24 protein-coding genes and 1 pseudogene are annotated in these 24,548 nt (G+C 69.9%); 6 read left to right on the plus strand and 19 right to left on the minus strand.

All coding sequences use genetic code 11. The features are described from left to right. The 4 genes from dapA to thyX all read right to left on the minus strand — a co-directional run bounded on the left by dapA (position 1) and on the right by thyX (position 3,860). Positions 1-1,014: a 4-hydroxy-tetrahydrodipicolinate synthase gene (dapA, locus tag BLW75_RS12590; protein ID WP_034312161.1), complete on the minus strand. Its 1,014-nt coding sequence runs from the start codon at positions 1,012-1,014 to the stop codon at positions 1-3. Between the two features lie 110 nt (positions 1,015-1,124). Beyond that, positions 1,125-2,633 carry a serine/threonine-protein kinase gene (locus tag BLW75_RS12595; protein WP_034312163.1) on the minus strand — a complete coding sequence of 503 codons (1,509 nt, stop codon included), beginning with the start codon at positions 2,631-2,633 and terminating at the stop codon, positions 1,125-1,127. An 82-nt stretch (positions 2,634-2,715) separates the two neighbouring features. Next, the gene (locus tag BLW75_RS12600; protein WP_034312164.1) at positions 2,716-3,108 is read right to left on the minus strand and encodes an ACT domain-containing protein; all 393 of its coding nucleotides are present in this window, start codon (positions 3,106-3,108) and stop codon (positions 2,716-2,718) included. Further along, entirely contained in the window at positions 3,108-3,860 is a 753-nt protein-coding gene (gene thyX / locus BLW75_RS12605; protein WP_034312167.1) for an FAD-dependent thymidylate synthase, read from the minus strand. Before thyX ends, BLW75_RS12600 begins: the two co-directional genes overlap by 1 nt. A 132-nt stretch (positions 3,861-3,992) precedes the next feature. Here thyX and BLW75_RS12610 point away from each other — a divergent pair, with 132 nt between their 5' ends. Further along, positions 3,993-4,517 (plus strand): toxin-antitoxin system HicB family antitoxin, encoded by a 525-nt coding sequence (locus BLW75_RS12610; protein WP_034312170.1) that lies wholly within the window; start codon positions 3,993-3,995, stop codon positions 4,515-4,517. An 11-nt stretch (positions 4,518-4,528) separates the two neighbouring features. Then, positions 4,529-5,437, plus strand: a complete 909-nt coding sequence (locus tag BLW75_RS12615) for a DUF4097 family beta strand repeat-containing protein (protein ID WP_034312173.1) — start codon at positions 4,529-4,531, stop codon at positions 5,435-5,437. A 544-nt stretch (positions 5,438-5,981) separates the two neighbouring features. Here BLW75_RS12615 and BLW75_RS12620 read toward each other — a convergent pair. Beyond that, complete coding sequence (locus tag BLW75_RS12620) at positions 5,982-7,202, minus strand: winged helix-turn-helix domain-containing protein (RefSeq protein ID WP_034312298.1); 1,221 nt, start codon at positions 7,200-7,202, stop codon at positions 5,982-5,984. A gap of 114 nt (positions 7,203-7,316) precedes the next feature. Here BLW75_RS12620 and BLW75_RS12625 point away from each other — a divergent pair, with 114 nt between their 5' ends. Next, positions 7,317-7,877, plus strand: coding sequence for a GNAT family N-acetyltransferase (locus tag BLW75_RS12625; protein ID WP_091597401.1), 561 nt, complete (start codon positions 7,317-7,319; stop codon positions 7,875-7,877). A 66-nt stretch (positions 7,878-7,943) separates the two neighbouring features. On the opposite strand, the pseudogene BLW75_RS43495 reads toward BLW75_RS12625, so the two are convergent. Further along, positions 7,944-8,351 (minus strand): annotated as a pseudogene (locus BLW75_RS43495) (GtrA family protein); the annotation flags it as partial. Positions 8,352-8,500: 149 nt separating this feature from the next. Between BLW75_RS43495 and BLW75_RS12635 the strand changes: the two are divergent. Both BLW75_RS12635 and BLW75_RS12640 read left to right on the plus strand, forming a co-directional pair. After that, the gene (locus tag BLW75_RS12635) at positions 8,501-9,022 is read left to right on the plus strand and encodes a YqaA family protein (RefSeq protein WP_034312179.1); all 522 of its coding nucleotides are present in this window, start codon (positions 8,501-8,503) and stop codon (positions 9,020-9,022) included. Positions 9,023-9,073: 51 nt separating this feature from the next. After that, positions 9,074-9,727, plus strand: a complete 654-nt coding sequence (locus BLW75_RS12640; protein WP_034312182.1) for a GNAT family N-acetyltransferase — start codon at positions 9,074-9,076, stop codon at positions 9,725-9,727. Positions 9,728-9,731: 4 nt separating this feature from the next. On the opposite strand, the gene BLW75_RS12645 is transcribed toward BLW75_RS12640, so the two are convergent. The 12 genes from BLW75_RS12645 to BLW75_RS12700 all read right to left on the minus strand — a co-directional run bounded on the left by BLW75_RS12645 (position 9,732) and on the right by BLW75_RS12700 (position 22,077). Further along, positions 9,732-10,181, minus strand: a complete 450-nt coding sequence (locus tag BLW75_RS12645) for a tetratricopeptide repeat protein (protein WP_034312183.1) — start codon at positions 10,179-10,181, stop codon at positions 9,732-9,734. Then, positions 10,178-10,924 carry a 4-hydroxy-tetrahydrodipicolinate reductase gene (dapB, locus tag BLW75_RS12650; protein WP_034312185.1) on the minus strand — a complete coding sequence of 249 codons (747 nt, stop codon included), beginning with the start codon at positions 10,922-10,924 and terminating at the stop codon, positions 10,178-10,180. The genes BLW75_RS12645 and dapB overlap by 4 nt, the downstream gene beginning before the upstream one ends. Then, the gene (locus tag BLW75_RS12655) at positions 10,921-12,285 is read right to left on the minus strand and encodes a M16 family metallopeptidase (protein ID WP_034312188.1); all 1,365 of its coding nucleotides are present in this window, start codon (positions 12,283-12,285) and stop codon (positions 10,921-10,923) included. The genes dapB and BLW75_RS12655 overlap by 4 nt, the downstream gene beginning before the upstream one ends. A 94-nt stretch (positions 12,286-12,379) precedes the next feature. Further along, positions 12,380-14,644, minus strand: coding sequence for a polyribonucleotide nucleotidyltransferase (locus BLW75_RS12660; protein WP_034312190.1), 2,265 nt, complete (start codon positions 14,642-14,644; stop codon positions 12,380-12,382). Between the two features lie 228 nt (positions 14,645-14,872). Then, positions 14,873-15,142 carry a 30S ribosomal protein S15 gene (gene rpsO, locus BLW75_RS12665; RefSeq protein ID WP_003084034.1) on the minus strand — a complete coding sequence of 90 codons (270 nt, stop codon included), beginning with the start codon at positions 15,140-15,142 and terminating at the stop codon, positions 14,873-14,875. A 128-nt stretch (positions 15,143-15,270) separates the two neighbouring features. Further along, complete coding sequence (gene thpR / locus BLW75_RS12670) at positions 15,271-15,780, minus strand: RNA 2',3'-cyclic phosphodiesterase (RefSeq protein ID WP_034312193.1); 510 nt, start codon at positions 15,778-15,780, stop codon at positions 15,271-15,273. Between the two features lie 107 nt (positions 15,781-15,887). Next, positions 15,888-16,370 carry a helix-turn-helix domain-containing protein gene (locus BLW75_RS12675; RefSeq protein WP_034312195.1) on the minus strand — a complete coding sequence of 161 codons (483 nt, stop codon included), beginning with the start codon at positions 16,368-16,370 and terminating at the stop codon, positions 15,888-15,890. 117 nt (positions 16,371-16,487) lie between these two features. Further along, positions 16,488-17,450 carry a bifunctional riboflavin kinase/FAD synthetase gene (locus BLW75_RS12680; RefSeq protein WP_091597404.1) on the minus strand — a complete coding sequence of 321 codons (963 nt, stop codon included), beginning with the start codon at positions 17,448-17,450 and terminating at the stop codon, positions 16,488-16,490. A 148-nt stretch (positions 17,451-17,598) separates the two neighbouring features. Further along, entirely contained in the window at positions 17,599-18,522 is a 924-nt protein-coding gene (truB, locus tag BLW75_RS12685) for a tRNA pseudouridine(55) synthase TruB (protein ID WP_091597407.1), read from the minus strand. Positions 18,523-18,551: 29 nt separating this feature from the next. Then, positions 18,552-19,862, minus strand: a complete 1,311-nt coding sequence (locus tag BLW75_RS12690) for an MFS transporter (RefSeq protein WP_034312203.1) — start codon at positions 19,860-19,862, stop codon at positions 18,552-18,554. 141 nt (positions 19,863-20,003) lie between these two features. Continuing rightward, the gene (locus BLW75_RS12695) at positions 20,004-21,326 is read right to left on the minus strand and encodes an MATE family efflux transporter (protein WP_034312205.1); all 1,323 of its coding nucleotides are present in this window, start codon (positions 21,324-21,326) and stop codon (positions 20,004-20,006) included. 37 nt (positions 21,327-21,363) lie between these two features. Further along, the gene (locus BLW75_RS12700; RefSeq protein WP_034312207.1) at positions 21,364-22,077 is read right to left on the minus strand and encodes a GntR family transcriptional regulator; all 714 of its coding nucleotides are present in this window, start codon (positions 22,075-22,077) and stop codon (positions 21,364-21,366) included. A gap of 98 nt (positions 22,078-22,175) precedes the next feature. Between BLW75_RS12700 and BLW75_RS12705 the strand changes: the two genes are divergently transcribed. Next, on the plus strand, positions 22,176-23,330 hold the full coding sequence (locus tag BLW75_RS12705) for an NAD(P)/FAD-dependent oxidoreductase (protein ID WP_034312210.1): 1,155 nt from the start codon (positions 22,176-22,178) through the stop codon (positions 23,328-23,330). Between the two features lie 38 nt (positions 23,331-23,368). Here BLW75_RS12705 and BLW75_RS12710 read toward each other — a convergent pair whose 3' ends face one another. Further along, complete coding sequence (locus BLW75_RS12710) at positions 23,369-24,538, minus strand: preprotein translocase subunit SecY (RefSeq protein WP_034312300.1); 1,170 nt, start codon at positions 24,536-24,538, stop codon at positions 23,369-23,371. Positions 24,539-24,548 lie beyond the last annotated feature (10 nt).

Consider the following 24,548-nt stretch of genomic DNA (forward strand, 5'->3'; position numbering starts at 1 on the left):
TCACCGAGGCATGGTCCCTACGCTGGTATGTGAGGTCGGCGCCGTGTAGGCCGCCGCTGAATCTGCTTGTGCCACTCGTGCACCATGCCAGTCACTGGCGGCGCTTTCCCCGAGCGGCACGCCTCCCTGGGCGAGATCCGCGGAAATCGCCTGGAGCTGCTCGTCGTTCGCGGCCACGATGGGCAGCCGCGGGTCGCCGATGTCGAAGCCGCGCAGCCGCAGGGCCGCCTTCGAGAACGCCACCCCGCCGACCCGGGACATCGCCCGCAGGACCGGCAGCATGCCGCGGTGGTTGGTGCGCGCGGTGGAGGTGTCGCCGGACTCGTAGGCGTCCATCATGCCGCGGATACGGCCCGCCACGACGTGCCCGATCACGCTGACCACGCCGGTGCCGCCGACGGAGACCCACGGGAGGTTCAGGCCGTCGTCACCGGAGTAGTAGGCGAGCTGGGTGTTCGCGATGACCTCGGAGCCGGCGATCAGGTCGCCCTTGGCGTCCTTGACCGCGAGGATGCGCGGGTGCTCGGCGAGCCGCAGCAGCGTGTCGACCTCGATGGGGACGATCGAGCGCGGCGGGATGTCGTAGAGCATCACCGGCAGCTCGGTGGCGTCGGCGACCGTGGTGAAGTGCGCGTACAGCCCGGCCTGGCTGGGCCGCGAGTAGTACGGCGTGACGACGAGGATGCCGTGCGCGCCCGCCGCTTCGGCCTGCTTCGCCTGCTCGATGCTGTGCGCGGTGTTGTTCGTGCCCGCCCCTGCGACGATCGTCGCGCGATCGCCGACGGCTTCGACGACGGCGCGGACCAGCTCGGCCTTCTCGGCGTCGGTCGTGGTGGGGCTCTCCCCGGTCGTGCCGTTCACGACGAGACCGTCGTTGCCCAGTTCCACGAGGTGTTCGGCCAGCTCCTGCGCCCGCTTCAGGTCCAGCGCGCCGTCGGCGTCGAAGGGGGTGGCCATCGCGGTGAGCACGCGCCCGAACGGTCTTCCCGGCGCTGCGGTAGGTGGAGTGGACATGCTGTGAAGGTACCTCCTGCCTGCGCCGAACCCTTGCCGACGTGGTCGTTCCCGCCGAATGCGGGAGATTTTCCGCGACGAAGGCGAACTCGGCGCAAACTCTCTGTGAGCTATTTGACCTTGGTCGTGATCTGCGCGGGGATCTGGCTGCCGTCGGTCTTGGCGAGCAGGCAGAGGAAGCCGCGCGAGTAGCTCCGGTCGTCCTCGTTGGGCGGCCGGTTCCATTCGGCTTCGGTCGGCACGACGGCCCGCCAGGTCAGCGAGGTCCGCTGCGCCCCGGGCACGACGTTCGAATTGAAGGTCGCCGAGCACAGCGACTCGGCGATCCGGTTGACCGCGTCCGCGCCGGGATACACCGCGACCTGGGCGTCGTCGTCCGAATAGGACTGGACGTCGAGGAGGCTGCCCTTGGCGAAGACCTCCAGCAGGTGGTCCTTGTCGCAGCTGATGCCGTCGTTCAGGTTGACGCCCTCTTTGAGCGGCACGTTGTAGCAGTCACCGGAGGAACCGAGCTTGACCTGCCCGTTAATGCCGTAGGTCAGGGTGGGCTGGGCCTGGTTGTTCCCCTCCGGCGCGGCCATCCACCGGCCGAGGAAGATCCCGCCGACCAGCGCGCCGACCACGGCGACCGCGGCCAGGCTCAGCCACAGCGGGCGCAGGTTGCGCTTCGCCGGGGCCGGGGCCGGGGCGAGCCGGGTCATCGGCTGACCGTGCTGCGGCATCATCGCCGTGCCGCCCGAAGGCGGCGTCGGCTGGGCCTGCACGCCCTGCGCGGCCGCGAGCAGGCTGCGCACCTGGTCGTACGACATCCGAGCCTCGGGTTTGGTGACCAGCAGGCCGAGGATCGCGGCGGCCAGCGGCCCCTGGACCCTGGTCAGGTACGGGGCCTCCGTCATGATCGCGTGCAGCGTCGCGGCGGTGGTGGACCGTTCGAACGCGACGATGCCCTCCGCGGCGAAGAACAGCGTCGTGCCCAGCGACCAGAGGTCGGATTCGGGCATCGCGTCCCGGCCCTCGACCCGTTCCGGCGCCATGAACGCGGGCGAGCCGACGATCATGCCGCTGGTGGTCAGGCGCGGGTCGTCGGCGGCGTGCGCGATACCGAAGTCGGTGAGCTTCACCCGGCCGTCCGCCGCGACCATGATGTTCGCGGGTTTGACGTCGCGGTGCACGATCCCGGCGGCGTGCGCGGCCCGCAGCGCGGACAGCACCCGCTCCCCCACCAGCGCGATCTGCTGGGCGGGCAGCGGACCGCGGTCGCGCACCAGATCGGCCAGCGTCGGTGCCTCGACCAGCTCCATCACGATGTAGGTCGCGCCGTTCTCGGTGACGACGTCGTACACGGTGACCACGGCCGGGTCGTTGAGACGACCGGCGGAGCGGACTTCGCGCAGCATCCGCTCCGTCAGCACCGAGGCGTCCTCGGGCGCGTTCGGGAACTTCAGCTCCTTGATCGCGACCTGACGGCCGATCACCTGGTCCTGCGCGCGCCAGACGATGCCCATCCCGCCTCGGCCGAGCTCGCCCAGCAGGGCGTATCGGCCGGCGACGATCCGCGCGCCGGAGGCCTGCTGCGTCTGCTGGGGCGGCCCGTACGGACGGGTCTGTTCGTCGGTCAAGGTTTGGTGCTCCTTCGGTTCGCGCAGGATGCTAACTCGGACCCGTTCGCGCTCCGAAAGGTTCCTTCGCCGGGCTCGTGAATCAGACCGTGACCTCGTGCCCGGCTTCCCGGAGCGCCTTCACCGCGCGCTCCAGCTCCGGAGCCCGGACCAGCACGTGGTCGGTGTCGAAAGTGGACATCGAGAACAGCGCCACCCCGGCGGCGGCCAGCTCGCTGGACAGCGCCGCGATGATGCCGGTCAGCGTGAAGGCCAGCGGCCCGCGCACCGACAGCAGCCGCCAGCCGTCCTCGACGGTGGCCCCGGCCGGCGCGAGACCGGCCGGGCAGATCACCGACAGTTCTTCCGGGGTGCGCGTGATCGAGATCAGCACGGGCTCGCCGGGGTCGAGCAGGTTCGCCGGAACCGGCGCGTCCGGGGCGAGGCGGGCGACCGTGTACTCGCCGGGCCGGACGTCGATCGCGAGGCGTCGCATCAGCCCTCGAGGACCTTCGGGCTGGACGCGACCTCGGTGCCGTCGGGCAGCGCGGAGATGGTGAAGTCCGCGAACACGTTGCCCGAAGCCTTCTGCAGCTCGCGCAGGCACTCGATGGCCAGGGCGCGGATCTCGACGTCGGCGTGCTCGGTGGCGCGCATCGCGATGAAGTGCCGCCAGGCGCGGTAGTTGCCGGTGACCACGATGCGGGTCTCGGTCGCGTTCGGCAGCACGGCGCGGGCGGCCTGGCGGGCCTGCTTGCGGCGCAGGGTCGCGCTCGGCACGTCGGCGAACTTCTCCTCCAGCCCGGCGAGCAGCTCGGTGTAGGCGTCGACGGCGGCCTGCGAGGCGGCGAGGAACTTGGCGTGCAGCTCCGGGTCCTGCGCGATGACGTCGGGCTCGACGAACGCGGCGTCGCGCTCGGGCACGTAGCGCTGCGAGAGCTGCGAGTAGGAGAAGTGACGGTGACGGATCAGCTCGTGCGTCAGCGACCGGGAGATCCCGGTGATGTAGAAGCTGACGGAGCCGTGCTCCAGCACCGAAAGGTGGCCGACGTCGATGATGTGCTCGAGGTAGCCGGCGTTGGTGGCCGTCTTCGGGTTCGGCTTCTTCCAGGACTGGTAGCAGGCCCGGCCCGCGAATTCGGCCAGCGCCTCACCACCGTCGGCATCGGTCGACCACGGTACGTCCGACGGCGGGAAGAACTCCGTCTTCGCGATCAGTTGAACCTTGGGTGACACGGTCTCGGCCACGTTCGCACTCCTTTTCGACCCCTGCTCCACGACTCCAGGCAGCGTAACCGCAACCCTCTTTGACGCCGGGGCGACATCACGATGACGTCATGTCTCCTTGACTGACATCAAAAGTGACGTCATAGTGGTGTCATGGATCTGACGCCGTACATCACAAGCCTTCGCGAGGACCTCGCGAACACGGCTTCGGCCGGCGACGAGCAGACGCGGCGCGCTGCCGCGCTGCTGTCGTCGGCGCTGGAGCCCGCCGCCCGCCTGACCATCATGAACGCCCTCGCCGACCTGGCCGCCGAAGTGACTTCGGCGCTGCCGGGCCACGTCGTCGACGTCCGGCTCGACGGCCGCGACGTGCGCGTCGTCGTCACCGGTTCCGCCGAGGGCTCCGAGCAGTCCGCGCCCCGCCAGGAGGCGCCGCGGGAGGCTCCGCGCGCGCCCAAGGTGGACACGGGCGACATCACCCGCATCACGCTGCGCCTGTTCGAGCAGGTCAAGGGCCAGGCCGAAGCCGCGGCCGCCGCTCAGGGTGTCTCGCTGAACACGTTCGTCTCGCAGGCCGTCCAGGGGGCGCTGGGCAAGAGCGGGAGCGAGCACTGGCACTACAAGCAGAAGCCGGGCGGCGGTGCCGGTTCGCACCTGCACGGCTGGGTCCAGGGCTGAGGGGGACGGAAATGACCGAGGAAAACACTCCCGCGGGTGAAGAGACCGTGCGCGTCGAGGACTTCGAGGCCGAGGGCCCGATCGAGATCGACGTGAGCGTGGGCATCGGCCGGGTGACCATCGAACTGACCGGCGAGAGCGGCGTCCACGCCGAGGTCCGCCGGGACGGTGGCGAACAGCAGCCGTGGGTGGACGGGATGACGAGCCTGCTCAGCTGGGTCGGGGAACGCTTCGGCGACCAGCTCGGCGGTTCACCGGCCGGTTCGGTGGGCGACGCCGTGGCGCAGACGCGGATCGAGAAGGTCGGCAACCGGCTGGTCGTCCAGGCGCCGAAGGCCTGGCAGCTGAAGAACGTCCCACTGGCCGTGACCGTCCGGGCGCCCGCCGGTTCGCATCTGGAGGTGCGGGCCGGGGCGGCCGACGTCACGGTCACCGGCTCGGCCGGACGGGCCGACCTCCTGACCGGCGCCGGCAAGATCGGCCTCGAACGGGCCGACGGCTCGGCGATCGTCCGCACCGGCACCGGTGACATCAAACTCGGGCCGACCCTCTCCGGGCTCCAGCTGCGCACCGGCAGCGGCTCCGTCGAGGCGGCCTCGGTGAGCGGTTCGGCCACGCTCGCGACCGGCACGGGTGACGTCTGGCTCGGCGAGGTCGCGGGCGAGGTCCTGGCGCGCACCGGCAGCGGCTCCCTCTCGGTGGCGGACGCCGCCTCCGGGACGCTGGAGCTGACCACCGGATCGGGTGAGGTCCGGGTCGGGATCCGCGGCGGCGTGAACGCCGAGGTCGACCTTTCGTCGACGACCGGGTCGGTGTCGAGCGAACTGGAGGTCGCGGAGACCGCGCCTTCGGAGGTCTCGCTGAAGGTGCGGGCGCGCACCGGCACCGGCGACGCGGTGGTGACCAGCGCGGCCAGCTGAGCCGCGGGCTGCAGGGGGATCGAGGGACCTTTGCTCGCACTTTTCCACGGGGGTGGGAGCAAAGGTCCCTCGCTCATTTCTTGAGCGGGGCGCCACGCGAGGAGCCCTGCACGCCCGCGAGGCAATGCCGGCGAGGTAGCGAAGGCCTCCTTCCCTACTTGAGGGTAGGTAAGGAGGCCCTTCACGGACCTCCCTGCGGCGGCCGCCGCGATGAACGGTCCTTTCCTGCCAGGAAAGGACCGTTCATTGCGTTCGGGAGGGGCCCCGGTGACGTGTTGCGAAAGCCACTTTCGCAACGTTGAGAGTTGCGAAAGTGGCTTTCGCAACGTCGGCTGTGGCGGGCGGGCACCCGGCCCAGGTGCTCGTGAGCGGGAAGGGCGGTTAGTCCAGCAGGTGCCTTCGGTACCTACGTGGATTCAGGCTGCGGTGGACTCGGGGGCGCGGTGGTCCGTGAAGGCCCCCATCCCTCGGCTCAGTCGAAGAAAGGCGGCCTCCACACACCGGCACCGAGCCCGTCAACCACCGTCATCACCACTCGCGAGGCTCAGTGCACCAGGCGCGACAGCACCGGCGCCAGGTCGCCCCGCTCCCCCACCACGACCCCGTCCAGTCCCTGCCATTCCGCCATCAGCCGCAATTCGCCCGCCAGCTCACTGGCGACCCGCGCGACCTCCACCCCGGGCTCGGAAAAGGCGCCCTGAACGCGAAGCACTCCGGCGGCGCGATCGCATTTGAGGTCGACCCGGCCGACGAGTTCGCCGTCGAGCAGGAAGGGGAACACGTAGTACCCGTAGATCCGCTTCGGCTCGGGCACGTAGATCTCGATGCGGTAGAAGAAGTCGAAGATGCGCTCGGTGCGGGCGCGTTCCCAGATCAGCGGGTCGAACGGCGACAGCAATGCCCGGCCGGTGACGCGGCGAGGCGCCTTCGCCGCGACGTGCCGGTACGCCGGGGCGGGCCAGCCGTCCACGGTCACCCGTTCCAGCACACCCTCCTCGACCAGTTCGGCCACCGCCCGCTTGCTGACGTCGGGGCCGAGCCGGTAGTAGTCCCGCAGATCCGGTTCGGTGCCGATGCCCAGCGCGACGGCCGCGCGCGTGATCAGTTCGCGGGCGCCTTCCTCCGGGCTCACGGTCCGCGACAGGATCTCCGGCGGGACGACGCGTTCGGTCAGGTCGTACAGCCGCTCGAACGACCGGCGCGTGCCGGTGGTCAGCTGCCCCATGCCGAAAAGCCACTCGCAGGCCTTCTTGACCTCCGACCGCTCCCACCACGAACCGGGCCGCGAGCCTCCCGACTTGCCCTCCAGCGCACGCTCGATACCGCCCGCGCCGATCGGTCCCTGCTCCTTGACCACAGTCAGGATGTCGTCCACCAGCTGGGGTGTCTGCTCCAGCACCCGGGCGTAGTTGGTCCACCAGCCCATGCGTTTCGCCCCGGACCGCAGGAGCGGCCAGTCCGCCACCGGCAGCAGACTCGCCTCGTGGGCCCAGGTTTCGACCAGCATCCGGGGCTTGCGCGCGGAATGGGACCAGGCCGCGTCGTCCACCAGCGCGGGCTCGTACGCGCCGAGCCGGGAGAACAGCGGCATGTAGTGCGCGCGGACCGCGACGTTCACCGAATCCAGTTGCAGCAACTGGATTCGCGACAGCACGCGCTGCAGATGCCGCCTTGTCACCGCTCCGCCCGGACGTGCCTCGGCGAACCCCTGTGCGGCCAGCGCGATCCGGCGCGCGACCGGCCCGCTGATGGTCGTAGTGCTCATCGTCGGAATGGTGCCATCCACCACCGACAGTTTCCGGCGACACCGCTAAATCCACCTTCCTCCCCACCCCCACCCTCAACGGAAGGAGCTTCGCTCCGCTGTAGATTTCCTGCCATGGCCGCCGCCGAAGTCCGCCCAGCTGTCGTGTCCGACGCCCCCGAGATCGCGCGCATCCAACGCGACACCTGGCGAAGCGCCTACACGGAGTTGCTCGGCGAAGCGGCTGTCGCCGGGCTCGACATCGAGGAACTCGAGAAGACCTGGGCCGAAACGATCGAGTACCCGGGCACGCGCGTCTTTCTCGCCACCGAAGGCGAGTTCACCGTCGGCTTCTGCGTCGCCGGCCGCGCTCCGGAGAGCGAGGTGGCCACCGCCGACGGTTCGCTGCCCGACGACGCTTCGACGACGGCGCTCATCGCCTCGCTGCTGGTCGAGCCGCGCTGGGGACGGCGCGGGCATGCGGGACGGCTGCTGGCGAACGCATCCGCCTGGCTGCGCGAGGACGGCGCCACGCGCGGGATCAGCTGGGTCGCCCAGACCGATCACGCGTCACTGGGCTTCTTCCGCCGCGCGGGCTGGTCGCCCGACGGCACCGTCCGCATCCTCGACACCGGAAGCACGAACGTGCGCGAAGTCCGGCTCACCGGCGGCCTCGACCTCGAGCTCACTCCCTGACTTCGCGAACACGACCCAGCGCATCACCGAGTACATGAAGACGCCTTCGCACGCCCCGGCGATGAGCCTGGAGAGGCGGTAGTCGACGCCCAGCGCGGCCAGCCCGGCGCCGACGCCGAGCAGGAACGCCACGTAGTTGACGACGATCGCGATGACGTACAGCACCGCCTGCCTGCCGACGGGCGCGTGCGAGCGGAAGTTCATGCTGCGGTTCAGCACGAAGCTCAACCCGAACGCCGCCGCGTACGCGAGCGTGATCGCCAGCCACACCGGCAGGCCGAGCCAGCTCCGGAGCAGGGTCAGCAGGATCAGGTCGACCCCGAAGGTGAACCCGTTGATGAGCGCGAAACCGAGGAAACTCGGCGCCACCAGCCGGGAAAGCCCGAAGGGGAGGCGCCGCACCACGGCCGCGCAGAAGTCGGCGAAGCGATCCGCGAAACCTTTGCCGCGGACCGCGTCGTGCACGTCGGCCACGGCTCCAGCATGGCAGCGGCAGGTGGCCGCGAGCCGACGAACAGGTGATCTTCTGGTGCGGCCAGGAAGCCGGGAACGGGGGCTGGCCCCAGTGCGTCCTGGTTTTCAGCTGATAGCTTGGAGAGGACGAACATAACGGGGAGGCAACGATGGCGGGCTGGTTGCTCCTGTCGTTCGGCGTCGCCTTCGGTTCCGCGATCCTCCCCGTCGTCAGCATCGAGATGTTCCTCATCGGCCTGTGCGCGAGCCAGCCGACGATGCCGTGGCTGCTGCTCGGTGCCATCGTCGCGGCCGGTCAGGTGGGCGGGAAAACGCTCTACTACCTCGCCGCGAAGGGCACGATCAAACTTCCGAAACCGCTGCACGACCGCCTCCACCGGGAGCGGCCACCCACCCCGCGCCGGGAACGATGGCGGGCGCGCACCAAGAAGATGCGCGCCCGGCTCGACGCACTGCGCGAACGGTGCCATCGGCATCCGCATTGGATGGCGGGCACATACGGGGTGAGTTCGGTCGTCGGCCTGCCGCCGTACATGGCCACGAGTGTGCTCGCGGGGCTGGTGCGGATGCCGCTGGCGACGTTCCTGGCCACCGGTTTCCTGGGCCGCTGGCTGCGGTTCAGCCTGCTGGCCGCTTCCCCCGCCCTGTTCGCGGGCTGGTTCCACTACTGAGCCGGATAAGGTGATGCGCGCCATGACGGCCGCGCTCTAAGGTTTCGACCCATGCCGACTCCGTCCGCGTATCCGCCGTTGAACGTGCAGGTGCACACACCCCGGTTGTCCTTGCTGGGAGCGACGGACGAACTCCTGGAGCGGCTGGTCCCGACGGTCCGCAAGGGCGTGGTCACCGAACCGCCGTGGCCCTTCGACGATCCGGCCTCGCTCTACGAAGACAGCCCGCAGCGCGAATGGCGCTGGCTGCGCGGGATCTGGCGGGGCCGGGGTCAGGTGACCGAGAGCCAGTGGCGGCTGTACTTCGCCGTGGTCGTCGACGGCGAGCCGGTGGGCATGCAGGATCTGATCGGTATCGACTTCGCCACGTTCGGCACGGTCACCTCCTTCTCCTGGCTCGACCCGGATCTGCGAGGCCGCGGGCTCGGCAAGGAGATGCGGCAGGCCGTGCTGCAGCTGGCGTTCGAGGGGTTCGGAGCGCGCGAGGCGTCCAGCGACGCCTTCTTCGACAACCAGGCCTCGAACGGTGTCTCGCAGGCCCTGGGTTACGAGCCGAACGGCGTCACCTGGGACACCCGGCGCGGCGAACCCGCACAGCTCAAGCAATGGCGGCTGCTCCGCGACCACTGGCGGCGCCGGGACGACATCGAACTGGTCGCCGTCCGCGAATGCCTGCCCGTTCTCGGGATCGAGTCCCGCGTTTAGCGGGCTAAGTGCGGGAAGCGGCTTCGAGTTCGACGGCGCGCCTCATGGTGGCGCGGGCTCGTTTCCGGTCGCCGGCGATCTCGTACGCGTACGCCAGCCGGTACCAGACGCGCCAGTTCTCCTGATCCGCCTCGACCTCGGCGCGGCGTTCGTCGAACCAGGCGTCGGCGGCGTCGCGATCCACCCGGCCCGAAGGCCGCCGGGGCAGATCGGAGACGTCGGGCAGGCCGCCTTCCTCGTCCAGCCGCCGCGAAAGCCGCTGGATCTGGACGCCGGAACGCCAGGTGGTCACGATGATCCAGATGCCGAGTAACGGCAGCAGCAGCACACCGATCCCGAAGATCACCGGCACCGTCTCACCGGTGCGCACCAGCGCGATGCCCCGGCCCGCCAGCAGGACGACGTAGACGGCGAGCGCCGCCGTCATCACCAGCGCGAAGTTGCGGGCCCTCACAGGTCGAGGATGTTCTCGAGACCGACCGTGAGGCCGGGCCGCGTGAGCACCGAACGCACGCCGAGCAGCACCCCCGGCATGAACGACGTGCGGTGCAGGGAATCGTGCCGGATGGTCAGGGTCTCCCCCTCGCCGCCGAACAGGATCTCCTCGTGCGCCACCAGTCCGGGCAGCCGGACCGAGTGCACGCGGACGTCGTCGACGAGCGCGCCGCGGGCACCGTCCACTTCGGACGTCGTCGCGTCTTCGCCCGGCGCGAGACCGGCTTCCGCGCGGGCCTCGCCGATCAGCCGCGCGGTGTGCGCGGCGGTACCGGACGGCGCGTCGGCCTTGCGGTTGTGGTGCAGCTCGATGACCTCGGCCGAGTTGTAGAACCGTGCCGCCTGCTGGGCGAATCGCATCGCCAGCACAGCGCCGAGCGCGAAGTTCGGCGCGATCAGCACGCCGAGCGACGGGTCGGCCGCGAGCCACGAACGCAGCTTCTCCAGCCGCTCCTCACTGAACCCGGTGGTGCCGACCACGGCGTGGATCCCGTTGCCGGTCAGGAACTCCAGGTTGTCCATCACCGCGTCGGGATGGGTGAAGTCGACGACGACCTGAGCCTGCTTCAGCGCCGAGAAGTCGTCACCGGCGTCGAGCGCGGCGACGAGCTCCATGTCGTCGGCGCCGTTGACGGCGTTGACCACTTCCTGGCCCATCCGGCCGCGTGCGCCCAGCACACCGACGCGAATTCCAGCGGTCATGATGCGATCACCTCGTGCAGGTCGTCCGGAAGGTCGTCGGCGTGAGCGTACGGCCCGACCACCGCCGCCGCCGACACGCCACCAGGACGGGCGAGCAGAGTGCGAGCGAGCGCACAGACCTCTTCGGTGGTGACGGCGTCGATCCGCGCCACCGTGTCGTCGACGCCGAGATAGCGGCCGTAGTTCAGTTCGTTCTTGCCGATCCGCGACATGCGTGACGAAGTGTCCTCGAGGCCGAGCACGAGCCCGCCCCGCAACTGCCCCTTCGCCCGCGCGACCTCGGCTTCGCTCAGCCCGTCCTTGCCGACGAGTTCGAGCACCTCGCGGATCACCCCGGCGACCTCGCCGAGCTTCTCCGGCTGGCAGCCCGCGTACACGGCCATGTGCCCGGTGTCGGCGTAGCTCGCGACGGACGAGTACACCTGGTACGCCAGCCCGCGCTTCTCCCGGACCTCCTGGAACAGGCGCGAACTCATCCCGCCGCCGAGCGCGGCGTTGAGCACCGACTGCGCGAACCGGCGGTCGTCGTGCCGTGACAGCGAACGCAGGCCGAGCATCACGTGCGCCTGCTCGGTGTCGTCGGTGTGCAGCGCGAGTTTCGGCACCATCGCGATCCGCGCCCGTCCGCCACGCGGCGGCACCGGCGTCGCCGTCCCGGTCAGCCGGTTCCGCAAAGCCTTGCGCACCAAGCGAAGCACCTGGGTGTGCTCGATGTTCCCGGCGACCGCGAGCACCATCCGCGGCAGGGTGTAGCGGCGCCGGTAGAACCCGCGCAACGCCGAAGCGGACATCTCGGCGATGGACTTCTCGCTGCCCAGCACCGGGCGGCCCAGCGCGTGGTTGCCCAGGATCGCGCCGACGAACGTCTCGTGCAGCAGGTCTTCGGGGTCGTCGTCGCGCATCGAGATCTCTTCGAGCACGACACTGCGCTCGGTCTCGACGTCCTTGTCCGCGCACAGCGCCTCGAACACGACGTCGGTGACGAGGTCCATCGCCAGCGGCAGATCCTCGTCGAGCACCTGCGCGTAGTAGCAGGTGTGCTCCTTCGCGGTGAACGCGTTGAACTCGCCGCCGACCGCGTCGATCTCCTCGGCGATCTGAGTGGCGTCCCGGTTCGTGGTGCCCTTGAACAGCAGGTGTTCGAGGTAGTGCGCCGCGCCTTCGACCGACGACGGCTCGTCACGCGATCCGACCCCGACCCACAGCCCGACCGTCGCCGACCGGGAGGCGGGAACGTGCTCGGTGATGACCCGGAGGCCACCGGCCAGCACACTGCGCTTGACCACCGCACCGTCCGAAGTGGACTCCAGGGTGCGGGTGCTGCCGACGGGCTGTTCGTGCCCGGGAACCTGACGAGCCAACGGATTCCTTACTCACATGTCAGGAAAGGGTCGTTCAGGACGAAAACCGTCCTGAACGACCCTTTCCTGACGTTTCACATCGGTACAGCCAGGATTACTGGGCGTCGGCCTTCGGAGCCTCGGCCTTGTCGCCTTCGGCGGCCTTGGCGTCCTTCGAGTCCGCCGAGTCTTCTTCCTGGACCACGATCAGGCTGATCTTGCCGCGGTTGTCGATGTCGGCGATCTCGACGCGGAGCTTGTCGCCCACGTTGACCACGTCCTCGACCTTGGCGATCCGCTTGCCGTTGCCCAGCTTCGAGATGTGCACCAGGCCGTCCTTGCCCGGCAGCAGCGAGACGAACGCGCCGAACGCGGCCGTCTTCACCACGGTGCCGAGGAAGCGCTCGCCGACCTTGGGCAGCTGCGGGTTGGCGATGGCGTTGATCTTGTCGATCGCCGCCTCCGCCGACGGGCCGTCGGCCGCGCCCACGTAGATCGTGCCGTCGTCCTCGATGGAGATGTCGGCGCCGGTCTCCTCGGTGATCGAGTTGATCATCTTGCCCTTCGGGCCGATGACCTCGCCGATCTTGTCCACCGGGATCTTCACGCTGGTGACGCGCGGGGCGAACGGGCTCATCTCGTCCGGAGCGTCGATCGCCTCGGCGATGACCTCCAGGATGGTGAGGCGAGCGTCCTTCGCCTGCTTCAGCGCGGCCGCGAGGACCTCCGACGGGATGCCGTCGAGCTTCGTGTCCAGCTGCAGGGCGGTGATGATGTCCTTGGTGCCGGCGACCTTGAAGTCCATGTCGCCCATGGCGTCCTCGGCACCGAGGATGTCGGTCAGCGCGACGTAGCGGGTCTCGCCGTCGACCTCGTCGGAGATGAGACCCATGGCGATGCCGGCGACCGGCGCCTTCAGCGGGACACCCGCGTTCAGCAGGGCCATGGTCGAGGCACAGACCGAGCCCATCGAGGTGGAGCCGTTGGAGCCCAGCGCCTCGGAGACCTGGCGGATCGCGTACGGGAACTCGTCCCGCTTCGGCAGGACCGGGACCAGGGCGCGCTCGGCGAGCATGCCGTGGCCGATCTCGCGCCGCTTCGGCGAACCGACGCGGCCGGTCTCGCCGGTGGAGAACGGCGGGAAGTTGTAGTGGTGCAGGTACCGCTTCGTGGTCTCCGGGGAGAGCGAGTCGATCTGCTGCTCCATGCGGAGCATGTTCAGCGTGGTGACGCCCAGGATCTGGGTCTCACCGCGCTCGAACAGCGCGGAACCGTGCGCCCGCGGGATCACGGCGACCTCGGCGGCGAGCGAGCGGATGTCGGTCAGCCCGCGGCCGTCCATGCGGATCTTGTCCGTGAGGACGCGCTTGCGCATGATCTTCTTCGACAGGGCCTTGAACGCCGCGCCGATCTCCTTCTCGCGGCCTTGGAAGGCTTCGCCCTCGCCCAGGCCGACCTTCTCCAGCACCGCGGCCTTGACCTGGTCGGTCGCGTTGTCACGGTCCTGCTTGCCCGCGATGGTCAGGGCGTTCGCGAGGTCGTCGGTCGCGATGGCGGCGACGGCGTCGAAGGCGTCCTGCTCGTAGGCCAGGAAGACCGGGAACTCACCGGTCGGCTTGGCGGCCAGCTCGGCCAGCTGCTGCTGGGCCTCGCACAGCACCTTGATGAACGGCTTCGAGGCCTCGAGGCCCTCGGCGACGGCGATCTCGTCCGGCGCCTTGCCGCCGTCGGCGATCAGGTCGAGAGTCTTCTCGGTGCCTTCGGCCTCGACCATCATGATCGCGACGTCATCACCGACGATACGGCCGGCGACCACCATGTTGAAGGTGGCGTCCTCGAGCTGCTTCCAGGTCGGGAACGCGACCCACTGGCCCTCGATCAGCGCGACGCGGACGCCGCCGACCGGGCCCGAGAACGGCAGGCCGGCGATCTGGGTCGAGGCCGAGGCCGCGTTGATCGCGAGCACGTCGTACGGGTCGTCCGGGTTGAGGCTCTGGACGGTGATGACGACCTGGATCTCGTTGCGGAGACCGTCGGCGAACGACGGGCGCAGCGGCCGGTCGATCAGGCGGCAGGTCAGGATCGCGTCGGTCGACGGGCGGCCCTCGCGACGGAAGAACGCGCCGGGGATGCGTCCGGCGGCGTACATCCGCTCCTCGACGTCCACGGTCAGCGGGAAGAAGTCGAAGTGGTCTTTCGGGTGCTTCGACGCGGTGGTCGCCGACAGCAGCATGGTCTCTTCGTCGAGGTACGCGACGACGGAGCCGGCGGCCTGACGGGCCAGGCGGCCGGTCTCGAAGCGGACGGTGCGAGTGCCGAAACGGCCGTTGTCGATCACGGCTTCGGTTTCGTGCACGGTGACTCCGGTGGAGTCGGTCATAGGGTGTATCTCCTCTTTTGTTCCTCTGTAACGGCGCGAGTCTCCCACCCTGGGACCTGTTTCGCCTGCGGACGCTCGAGGAGTGAGGCCGGTCTTCGATCGAAGCCCCCGGGCCGTTGCCCGGGAACCACTACCGAGGACCGGCGGACGGTTCCTCGTGCGCGCTCGCGCCTGTGTTCTTAGACCGAGGGGGAGCGACCGATGTGGTCACTCCCCCTCGGGTTCAAGCTATCGGCGGAGGCCGAGACGCTGGATCAGCGCACGGTAACGCTCGATGTCCACCTTCATCACGTAGTTCAGCAGCCGGCGGCGGCGGCCGACCAGCAGCAGAAGCCCGCGACGGGAGTGGTGGTCGTGCTTGTGAGCCTTGAGGTGCTCGGTGAGGCCGACGATGCGCTTGGTCAGCAGCGCGACCTGGGCCTCGGGGGATCCGGTGTCCGAGTCGTGCACGCCGTACTCGGCAAGGATCGACTTCTTCTCTTCGGTGGACAAAGCCACAGTGGTGCTCCTAGATATCTGTGCCGTGCGGCCCGGACGATGTCTTCACGCCGGGTGAGACGGTCACGGCCGCCACGGACTGCAGCCGGACCCGATCGTCAAGGCTACCAGCCTCGTGATCAGCGGCTTCAGGCGCGGGCGTGGTCCAACGCGTACGACCGGATCACCCGGTAGCGCGAAACGCCCTGTTCACGGTCACTGCCCATCAGAACGGCCTCGGTCGCCGTCCAAGTCTCACTGGTGAACCCGGCCAGCCGCTCCTCCCACGCGCTCGCGGCGCGGGGCCGGTCGCGGGGGAAGCGGGCCAGTGTCAGGTGGGCCACGTACGGCCTGCCTTCACTCTCCGCGCCGGCCTTCACGGCCAGCTCGTGGAGCCCGGTTCCGAACACACTCAACCACAGCACCCCGGGGAATGTCGCCGCCTTTTCCAGCCGGAGGTCGATCGGGCCCGCGCCGTCCAGCCGCCCGGCGAGCCAGTCGCCTCGGCCCGCCGGGTCGTCCTGGCCGTAGAAACCGAGGGTGATATGCCAGTCTTCCCGCGGCGACCAGCGGAAATCGTCTTGTTCGGGCGTGCCGAGCGCGGCGGCGACCTGGTCGAGGACCTCGTCCGGCGGGATCACCGCGCTGAAGAGCGTCATGGGCACGTGACTCGCGTGATCAGAGCCGTAACTCGCGTGCTTGGAGGCGTAACTCGTGAGTTACGCCTCCAAGCACGCGAGTTACGCCGCCAGACACGCGAGTCACGTCAAGAACCGTTCCTCGCGGCGCGGCGCAGCAGGTCCGCCAGGGCCGGGAAGTCTTCGTCGAGCAGCTTCGCGGCTTCGGTGAGGTCTTCGTCCTCGCCGATGTCCCGCAGTGCCACGAGCACGCCCTGGTCGTCGGCGACGGCGCCGACCGGGATGCTGTCCCTGCCCACCGTCGGCCGCGAATCGCGGACGTCCTCAAGTGCCTCCTGCATGGCCTTGCGGTCTCCCGCGGCGACCGCCGGGACCAGCACCTTGCGCTCCAGCATGATCATCTTGGCGAGGACGACCGGGTTCCCGATCTTCGCGCGGCGGCCGCTCATCACCTGGCTGAGCATGGGCGCGCTGATGCCGAGGACCTCGGCGAGGAAGGCCTGGGAGATGTCGAAGGCGACGACCAGTCTCCGCACGCGATCGCCGAGCGGCTCCCCGTACCACTCCCTCTGCAGCGCGATGTTCCGCTGGACGATCTTGTGGTCCTCCACCTTGGTCCGCTCCCCTTAACCCCATCGAACGCCATGCGCGGTCCGTGACATCTTGCCACCGGAACGCACGTGAGCGGGTGTGTTTGTCGATTGTCATCCGGCCAAGGCCGGAACCGGTCAGGCCTGCCCGCCGAGCAGTTCCCTGGTGCGGGCGACGTCCTCGTCGATCTGCGCCACCAGCCCCTCCGACGTCGGGAACCGGACCTGATCCCGCAGCTTGGCGACGAAATCGAGCGCGACGTGCTGCCCGTAGAAATCCTCGTCGATGTCGAGGACGAAGGCCTCGACGGTGCGTTCCCGCCCCGAGAAGGTCGGATTGGTGCCGACGGACACGGCGGCACGCAGCCGTCGGCCGGAATCCGACGAACGGGTGAACCAGGCGCTGTAGACCCCGTCGGCGGGCACCGCCGCGAACCGCGGCGTCGACAGGTTCGCCGTCGGGTACCCGAGATCGTGCCCCCGGCCGTCGCCCCGGACGACGATGCCCTCCAGCCGGTGCGGCCTGCCGAGCGCTTCGGACGCGGCGACGACGTCTCCGGCGTCGATGCACGAGCGGACGTAGGTCGAGGAGAAGGTGATGTCGTTGTCCGCCTGCTCCTGGGCGAGCAGCCCCTGAAGTTCCGCGCCCTGCGCCACGAAACCGAACCGCTTCCCCAGCGTGCGGAGGAGTTCGACGTCACCGGCCGCCTTGGCGCCGAAGGTGAAGTTCTCCCCCACGATCACCGCGGCCGCGTGCAGCTTGTCCACCAGTACCTCGTGCACGAACTCGTGCGCCGTCAGCCGCGACAGTTCGAGCGTGAACGGCAGCACGCAGAAGACGTCCACGCCCAGGCCCTCGACCAGTTCCGCCTTGCGGCGCAACGTGGTCAGCTGCGCCGGATGACTGCCCGGCCGGATCACCTCCGACGGATGCGGATCGAAGGTCAGCACCACACTCGGCACGCCGCGTTCGGCGGCGGCGCGGACCGTCCTCGAAATCAGCTCCTGATGACCCCGGTGCACGCCGTCGAAGACGCCGATCGTCACCACACACCGTCCCCAGCTCCCGGGGAGGTCACCCAAACCACGCCAACGCTGCACTTCTAGCCCCGTCTCCTCAGGCCCGCTCCGGTCAATACCCTAGGCCGTGCCCTGCGCGGCACGCTCGCGGGCTTCGCGCCCAGGCGGCCCTGACTCGTGAGTGGTAAGGACGGTTAGAACCGTCCTTACCACTCACGAGGTCCCCTACCTAAGCGGGCAGCAACACGACCACCGACCGGGCCAGCTCGCCTTCGTCCGCGGCGAGCGCGAGCACCCGGCCGTCCGGCCCGAACATCCCGTACGTGCCTTCGATCCCGGCCGCGGGCACCCTCTGTCCATATCGGACCGCCTGGGCCATGCGGACGTCCAGATCGCGGCGCGGGAACGCGGCGGCGACGGCGGCGTCGAGGTCCAGCGACAGCTCCGGCTTGTCCTCGAGCTGGTCGAGGGTGCGCGCCTTGGCGAGGGTGAACGGCCCGACCGTGGTGCGCCGCAACGCGAGCAGATGCCCGCCGGCGCCGAGCCCGGCGCCGAGATCGCGGGCCAGCGCCCGGACGTAGGTCCCCGACGAACATTCGACGACGGCGTCGAGTTCGATCCGGCCCGCCTCGCGGCGGGTGGCGAGCAGATCGAAGCGGTGCACGGTGACCGGCCGCGGCGGGATGACGACCTCTTCGCCGGCGCGGACCCGGGCGTACGCGCGCTTGCCGTCGATCTTGACCGCGCTGACCGCGCTCGGCACCTGCTGGATGTCACCCGTCAGCGCGGCAATCCCGGCGGCGATCGCTTCGTCGGTGATCTTCTCGACGACTTCCGGGGCGGCTTCGGCGATCGGCTCGCCCTCGGCGTCGTCGGTCGTGGTGGACAGTCCCAAGGAGAGGGTCGCGAGGTAGGTCTTGCGGTCCAGAGCCAAGTGGCCGAGGAGTTTCGTCGCGCGTTCGATGCCGAGCACGAGGACACCGGTGGCCATCGGATCGAGGGTGCCGGCGTGCCCGACCTTGCGGGTGCCCATGAAGCGCCGCGCCCTGGCGACGACGTCATGGGAGGTCATCCCCGACGGCTTGTCGACGATGACGAGACCGGGGGGCGGGGCGGGACGTTTCTTGGCTTGAGCCTGATTGGGGCGCGACACGGGCCGAACCCTATCTTTCGGGGCTTCGCCTAGGACGAGACGGGCAGCGGCGCTTCGGCGTCCCAGCGGCGGCGCCGGATCTGCACCGGGATCTCCTCGCCGCGGGCCTCGGCCTCGAACAGCACGGCGCGGGTGCGCCGCCACCACACGAGCATCCGGAAGGTGCCGAACGCGAGCACCGCGATCACGGACAGCAGTGCCAGGCGGAACGTGCCGCCCGTCCACTCCAGCAGCACGCCGACCGCGAGCGCCGAGATCGTCGTGGCCACGAACCCGCCGACGTTCACCACCCCGGTCGCGGTGCCGACGCGCGAGAGCGGGTTGTAGTCCCGCGCCAGCGCGAACCCGATCATCGACGCCGGGCCGCCCAGGGAAAGGAACGCGAACACGGGGACCAGGACCGCGACGGGGATCGTCCCGCCCCAGCCGAGCAGGACCGCCCACATCACCGCGGCGCCGCCGATGTACCCGCCGACGAGCGGCATCCGCAGCGACGGGCGCCGTCCGATCAGCCCGCCGGCCACCGGTCCGCCGATCATCGAGCCGAACACGAACACGATCAGCAGCGAACTCGCGGTGGACTTCGGATATCCCTGCCCCTGTACGAGGAACGGGACTCCCCACAGCATGGTCAGCACGTTGGGGGCGAACATCGTGCTGAAGTGGACCCAGAACCCCAGCCGGGTCCCCGGGGTGCGCCACGCCTCGGCGACCTGTCGGCCCAGCACCTTCGGATGGACCTTTTCCCGCACGGGCTCCGGCATCCCGCGCGGGGTGTCTTCGACGCGGAGGGCGACGACGGCGGTGTACAGCGCCGTCACCAGCCCGACGGCGAGGAACGTCGAGGTCCAGCCGGGGCCGTCGAGCAGCAGGCCCAGCGGGAGGGTCGCGGCGAGGTTGCCGACGTAGCCGATCGCCCCGGTCAGCGCGGCGAGCAGGGCGTACTGGCGGCCGGGGAAATGCGCGGCGATCAACCGCAGGATGCTGACGAAGGTCAGCGCGTCACCGAAGCCGACGACGGCGCGGGCGAGCAGGCCGAGCGGGTACGAATCGGCGACCGCGAGCAGGATCTGGCCGAGCCCGAGGAAGAACACGGCGCCGGTGAGCACGCGGCGCGGGCCGTAGCGGTCGACGAGGACGCCGGTGGGGATCTGCATCGCGGCGTAGACGCCGACCTGCAGGACGGTGAACGTGCCGAGCGCGGCCGCGCCGACGCCGAAGCGGTCGGCGGCCTGGAGCCCGGCGACACCGAACGAGGTGCGGTGGAAGACGGCGAGAAGGTAGACGGTGACGGCGGCGAACCAGATGAACCAGGACCGGCGGGTGGCTCGGCCTGTCACAGTGTTTCCTCCTCGGGCACGGTTTCGGGCGAAGAGACGCCCGCACTGCCGCCTCATATAGTTGTAGCGCGTACGCAACGACGAAACATAGCCGTTACCCGGGTGCTTTTCGCCACACGCCCGGCTCCCGCGTTCAGAGGACTAAACGCGGACGGCGCCCTCGACGGCCCACCGCCCCGAGCGCCACCGCACCAGCAGGGTCGCCAGCCGCAGCAGCATGAACAGCGAGAGCCCGGTCCAAATCCCGGCCAGCCCCCAGCCGAACGCGAGCGAAAGCCAGATCAGCGGCAGGAACCCCAGCGCCGCGCTCAGCAGGGTCGCGTTGCGCAGGAAGGCGGCGTCGCCGGCGCCGAGCAGGACGCCGTCCAGCGCGAACACCACCCCGGCGATCGGTTGCAGCGCGACGAAGAACCACCACGCGTGCGGGATCTGGCCGAGCACGGCCGCGTCGGAGGTGAACACCTGCGGCAGCACCCCGGCCACCGACGCGAACACGACACCGAGGAAGCAGCCGAAGATCAGCCCGTAGCCGGTGATCTGACGCGACAGCCCGAGAGCCCGTTTGCTCGCCCCGGCACCGAGGGCCGCCCCTACGAGCGACTGCGCGGCGATCGCGAGCGAGTCCAGCACCAGCGCGAGGAAGGTCCACAGCTGCAGCACGACCTGGTGCGCGCCGACGGCCTCGGTGGACGTCCGCGCGGCGACCGCGGCGGCGGAGACGAAACACGCCTGGAAGGCGAGACTGCGGAGCACCAGGTCCCGGCCGAGGCCGAGCTGGGCACGCATGACCTTCGGCTCCGGGCGCAGCGGGACCCGTTCCCGCACCAGGGCCGCGACGAACAGGGACGCCGAGATCACCTGCGCGACGACGTTCGCGATCGCCGACCCTTCCAGCCCCCAGTCCGCGCCGTACACCAGCACCGGGCACAGCACGGCGGAGATCCCGTTGCCCGCCAGCACATAGCGCAATGGCTTCGCGGAATCCTGGACGCCGCGCATCCAGCCGTTGCCCGCCATCGTGATCAGGATGAACGGCGTCCCGAACAGCGCGATCCGCAGCCAGGAAACGGCCGCGTCGGTGATCGCGGCGTCGCCGGAAAGGACCCGCGCGATCGGCGCGGCCAGCAGCTGCCCGGCGACGATCACGACCAGCCCGACGATCACCGCCAGCCAGGTCGCCTGGACTCCTTCGCGGACAGCGTCGCCACGACGGCCCGCGCCGTGCAGCCGCGCGGTCCGTGACGTGGTGCCGTACGACAGGAACGTCAGCTGGCTCGAAACCTGCGACAGCACGACCCCGCCGACGGCGAGCCCGGCCAGCGGCAGCGCGCCGAGGTGGCCGACGACGGCCGTGTCCACCAGGACGTACAGCGGTTCGGCGGCGAGGACGCCGAGTGCGGGCACGGCGAGGCCGAGCACGCGTTTCGGCGGGACGCGCTCGTCGATTTCGGAAGCTTCAGGCACCCCTGGAGACTAAAGGCCCGCAGCCGGCGTGCTCACGTCACAGCGCGGAAGGCGACAGCTCCACGAAGAACTGGGCGGAACCCGGGCGGATCACGGTGAGGACGGCCTCGATCACGGTTCCGTCCTCCGCCCGGGTTTCCCTGCGGCGCCGCAGGGTCGGCACGCCGGCCTCGCTGTCGAGCAGCTCCGCGTCCCCCGCGTCGAGCAGCACCGGATCGAGATAGACCCGGACCGGGCCCAGCGCGATCTTCTTCGCCGCGAAATACCGCAGGCTGACGAACTCCGCGAGATCCTCGTCGAGCAGGTTCGGCGCGACCGAGAAGAGAATCGCGTGCCGTTCGACGGTGCGCGGCCGCTCCTGGAGGTCGAGTTTGACGCGGACCAGCTCGACGACCGCGGAATCCGGGTCCGCGCCGGGGATCTCGACGACCGCGTCTCCTGCCCGCACGATCCGCTGGGACACCACCTCGTGCCTGCCGGGAACGCCTTTCCCGGCCGCTCCCGGTGCGGTGAAGTTCAGCAGGTTGATCTGCTGCCGGAAGTCGGCGACGAACGTTCCGTGCCGTCGCCTCCGCACGACGAGCCCGGCATTGGCCAGCTCGTTGAGGGCGCGCTGCGCGGTGGCCCGGCTGACCCCGTACTGGCTCTGCAGCTCCGCTTCGGCGGGCAACCGCGCGCCGGGCGGGAGGTCGCCGCGCTGGATCTTCTCCTCCAGCTCACGCCGGATCTTCAGGTGCAGCGGCGTGGCCATGCTCTGACCATACAAATCGTGATTCGATCGGTCAATCGGCGGATTGACCGGCCTATTGTCGTTTTGTACGGTCAATTGCGAACCCGAAGGGAGTGCGCATGAAGATCGTCGTCGTCGGCGCCGGAATCATCGGCGCGAGCGTGGCGCGGGCACTCGCCGTCGCCGGGGCGGACGTGGTGCTGCTGGACCAGCGGGGCCCCGGAAGCGGAACGACCGCCAGGACATTCGCGTGGACCAACGCGAACCGCAAACCCGATCCCGCCTATCAGCGGCTCAACATCGCCGGGATGGAAGAACACGAGAAGCTCGCCGGGGAACTCGCCGGTGCGCCGTCGTACTTCCGGAGTGGCGGCCTGCACTGCGCCGACGCGGGCAACGAACCGTCGCTGACCGCGAACGTCGAGCTGCTGCGGTCCCGGGGCTACCCGGCCCAGTGGGTCGACCGCGACGAAGCCCGGCGGATCGCCGGTGACGTGCTGATTCCCGAAGCCACGAAGGCGATCGCGTACTTCCCCACCGAGGGCTACGTACTCCCGGAACGCTTCCTCGCCGCCGTGCTCGGCGATGCCCGCCGACACGGCGCGACGCTGACGATCGGGCAGGTCGTCTCGGTCGGCGAACGGCCGCAGGGCGCGTCGGTCACCCTGGCCGACGGCACCGTGCTCCGCGCCGACCGGGTCGTGGTCGCCGCCGGCCGGTGGACCGCCGGACTCGCCGCGCGCAGCGGCTTCGACATCCCCATGGTGACCGACGTCCAGCGCGGTTCCCCGATCGTCGGCCTGCTGGGGTTCGTGCGCTCCCCCGCGATCGGCCTCCGCTGCGTCCTGCACACCCCCGGCCTCAACCTCCGACCCGCCGCGGAGGGTGCCACCGTGGTGCAAGCGCTCGATCTGAACCCCCTCGTCGACCCCGCGGACGCCGAGGTCGACCGCGACATCACGGCCGCCATCTCCGCGCGGTTCACGGCGGTGACCGGTCACCCGTCGCCGGACATCGAGTTCCGGGTGGCGATCCGGTCCATGCCCGCGGACGGGCACACCATCGCGGGAAACCCGCCGGAAAGTGCGCGGATCTACTTCCTGGTCACCCACAGCGGAATCACCCTCGCCCCGATCCTCGCCCGGCTGACCGCGGCGGAGATCGTCACCGGTACGGGGCAGAACGCCCTCGCCCCCTTCCGCCCGTCCCGGTTCGCGGGAGCGCCGCGCTCGGATGCGGCGATCGCGCACCCGGTACACCTCGGCGAGCAGTGACTCCCTGCGGTGAACCCGCCGCCAGGTGAGGCGTCCGCTCAGCGGAGGAAAGGTTCGTAGCGCCGTTGCCTTCGCAGCGATTCGATCTGCCGCGTGGTGTCGAGCGAGACACTGACGAGGAACACGAGGACCACCTGCAGCGTCACCCCGGAGACGAGCAGCGTCGGGCCCCCGTCCAGCAGGGCCAGACCGGCGACCGGGATCAGCGCGACCACTCCCGAGCAGAGCGCTCCGAACGCGAGGACCCGGCGGTTCACGGAATCGAGATATTCGGCGGTCCAGTTCCCCGGCCGGATGCCGGGGACGAAACCGCCCACCCGCACCAGTTCGCCCGCCACCTTGGCCATGTCCTGCGCCGCGGCCGCCCGCATGAAGGCGAAGAGGCAGACGAGGACGAAGTAGACCGCGATCCACCCGGGATCCGCCAGGCCGAGGTAATGCACCAGTACCGACAGCAGGACCGCGGCGACGACGGCCGGACTGTTCGCTTGGGGGAAGCGGAGGGGAACATAGGTCGGTGTCCCGCCGAAAGCCCGCCTGCCGATCATCCGCTTGGCGTACTGCACCGGGACACGGCGCTGTCCCTGCGCGATGACGATCGTGAGCACCGTGATCGACAGCGTCACCACGGTCATCACCGCGATCGCGGCCCAGCCCGTCCTTTCGTACAGGCGCAGGAACTCCGCGGGCAGCACCGCCAGGACCTGCGCGAGCAGCAGGATCCGGACGCCGTCGCCGAAACCGCGGTCGGTGATCACCTCGGTCAGCCGCAGGACCAGCGCGGTGCCCGCGGTCAGGCACGCGACCGCGACGGCCCCTTGTCCCTCGAGGACGTCCTGGCCGCGAAACACGAGCACCCCGACGGCGCCCACCTGGCCGAGTACGACGACGAGCCGCCGTTGGTACCGCTTCAGCACCCGCGCACCGGCTTCACCTTCGGCCCGGAGCGCGGCCAGTCGCGGGATCAGGACGATCAGTCCCCGCAGGAGTCGCGGAGCGGCCAGGCAGGGCAGGACGCCGAACGCGAACACCGGCAGGGTGGCCAGGCCGCCGCCGGTGAGGAGGTCGAGGATCCAGCGCAGCGGGTGCTCGGCTTCCGGCGCGCGGACGGTCACATGAGGGGTGGGCAGGGTCTGGCCCAGCCGGAACAGCACGATCACGCCCAGCGTGACCAGGATCCGGCGGCGGAGGGAGGCTCGCTCGTTCATCGTGAGGATC

This window comes from Amycolatopsis lurida (assembly GCF_900105055.1).
Taxonomy (GTDB): domain Bacteria; phylum Actinomycetota; class Actinomycetes; order Mycobacteriales; family Pseudonocardiaceae; genus Amycolatopsis; species Amycolatopsis lurida.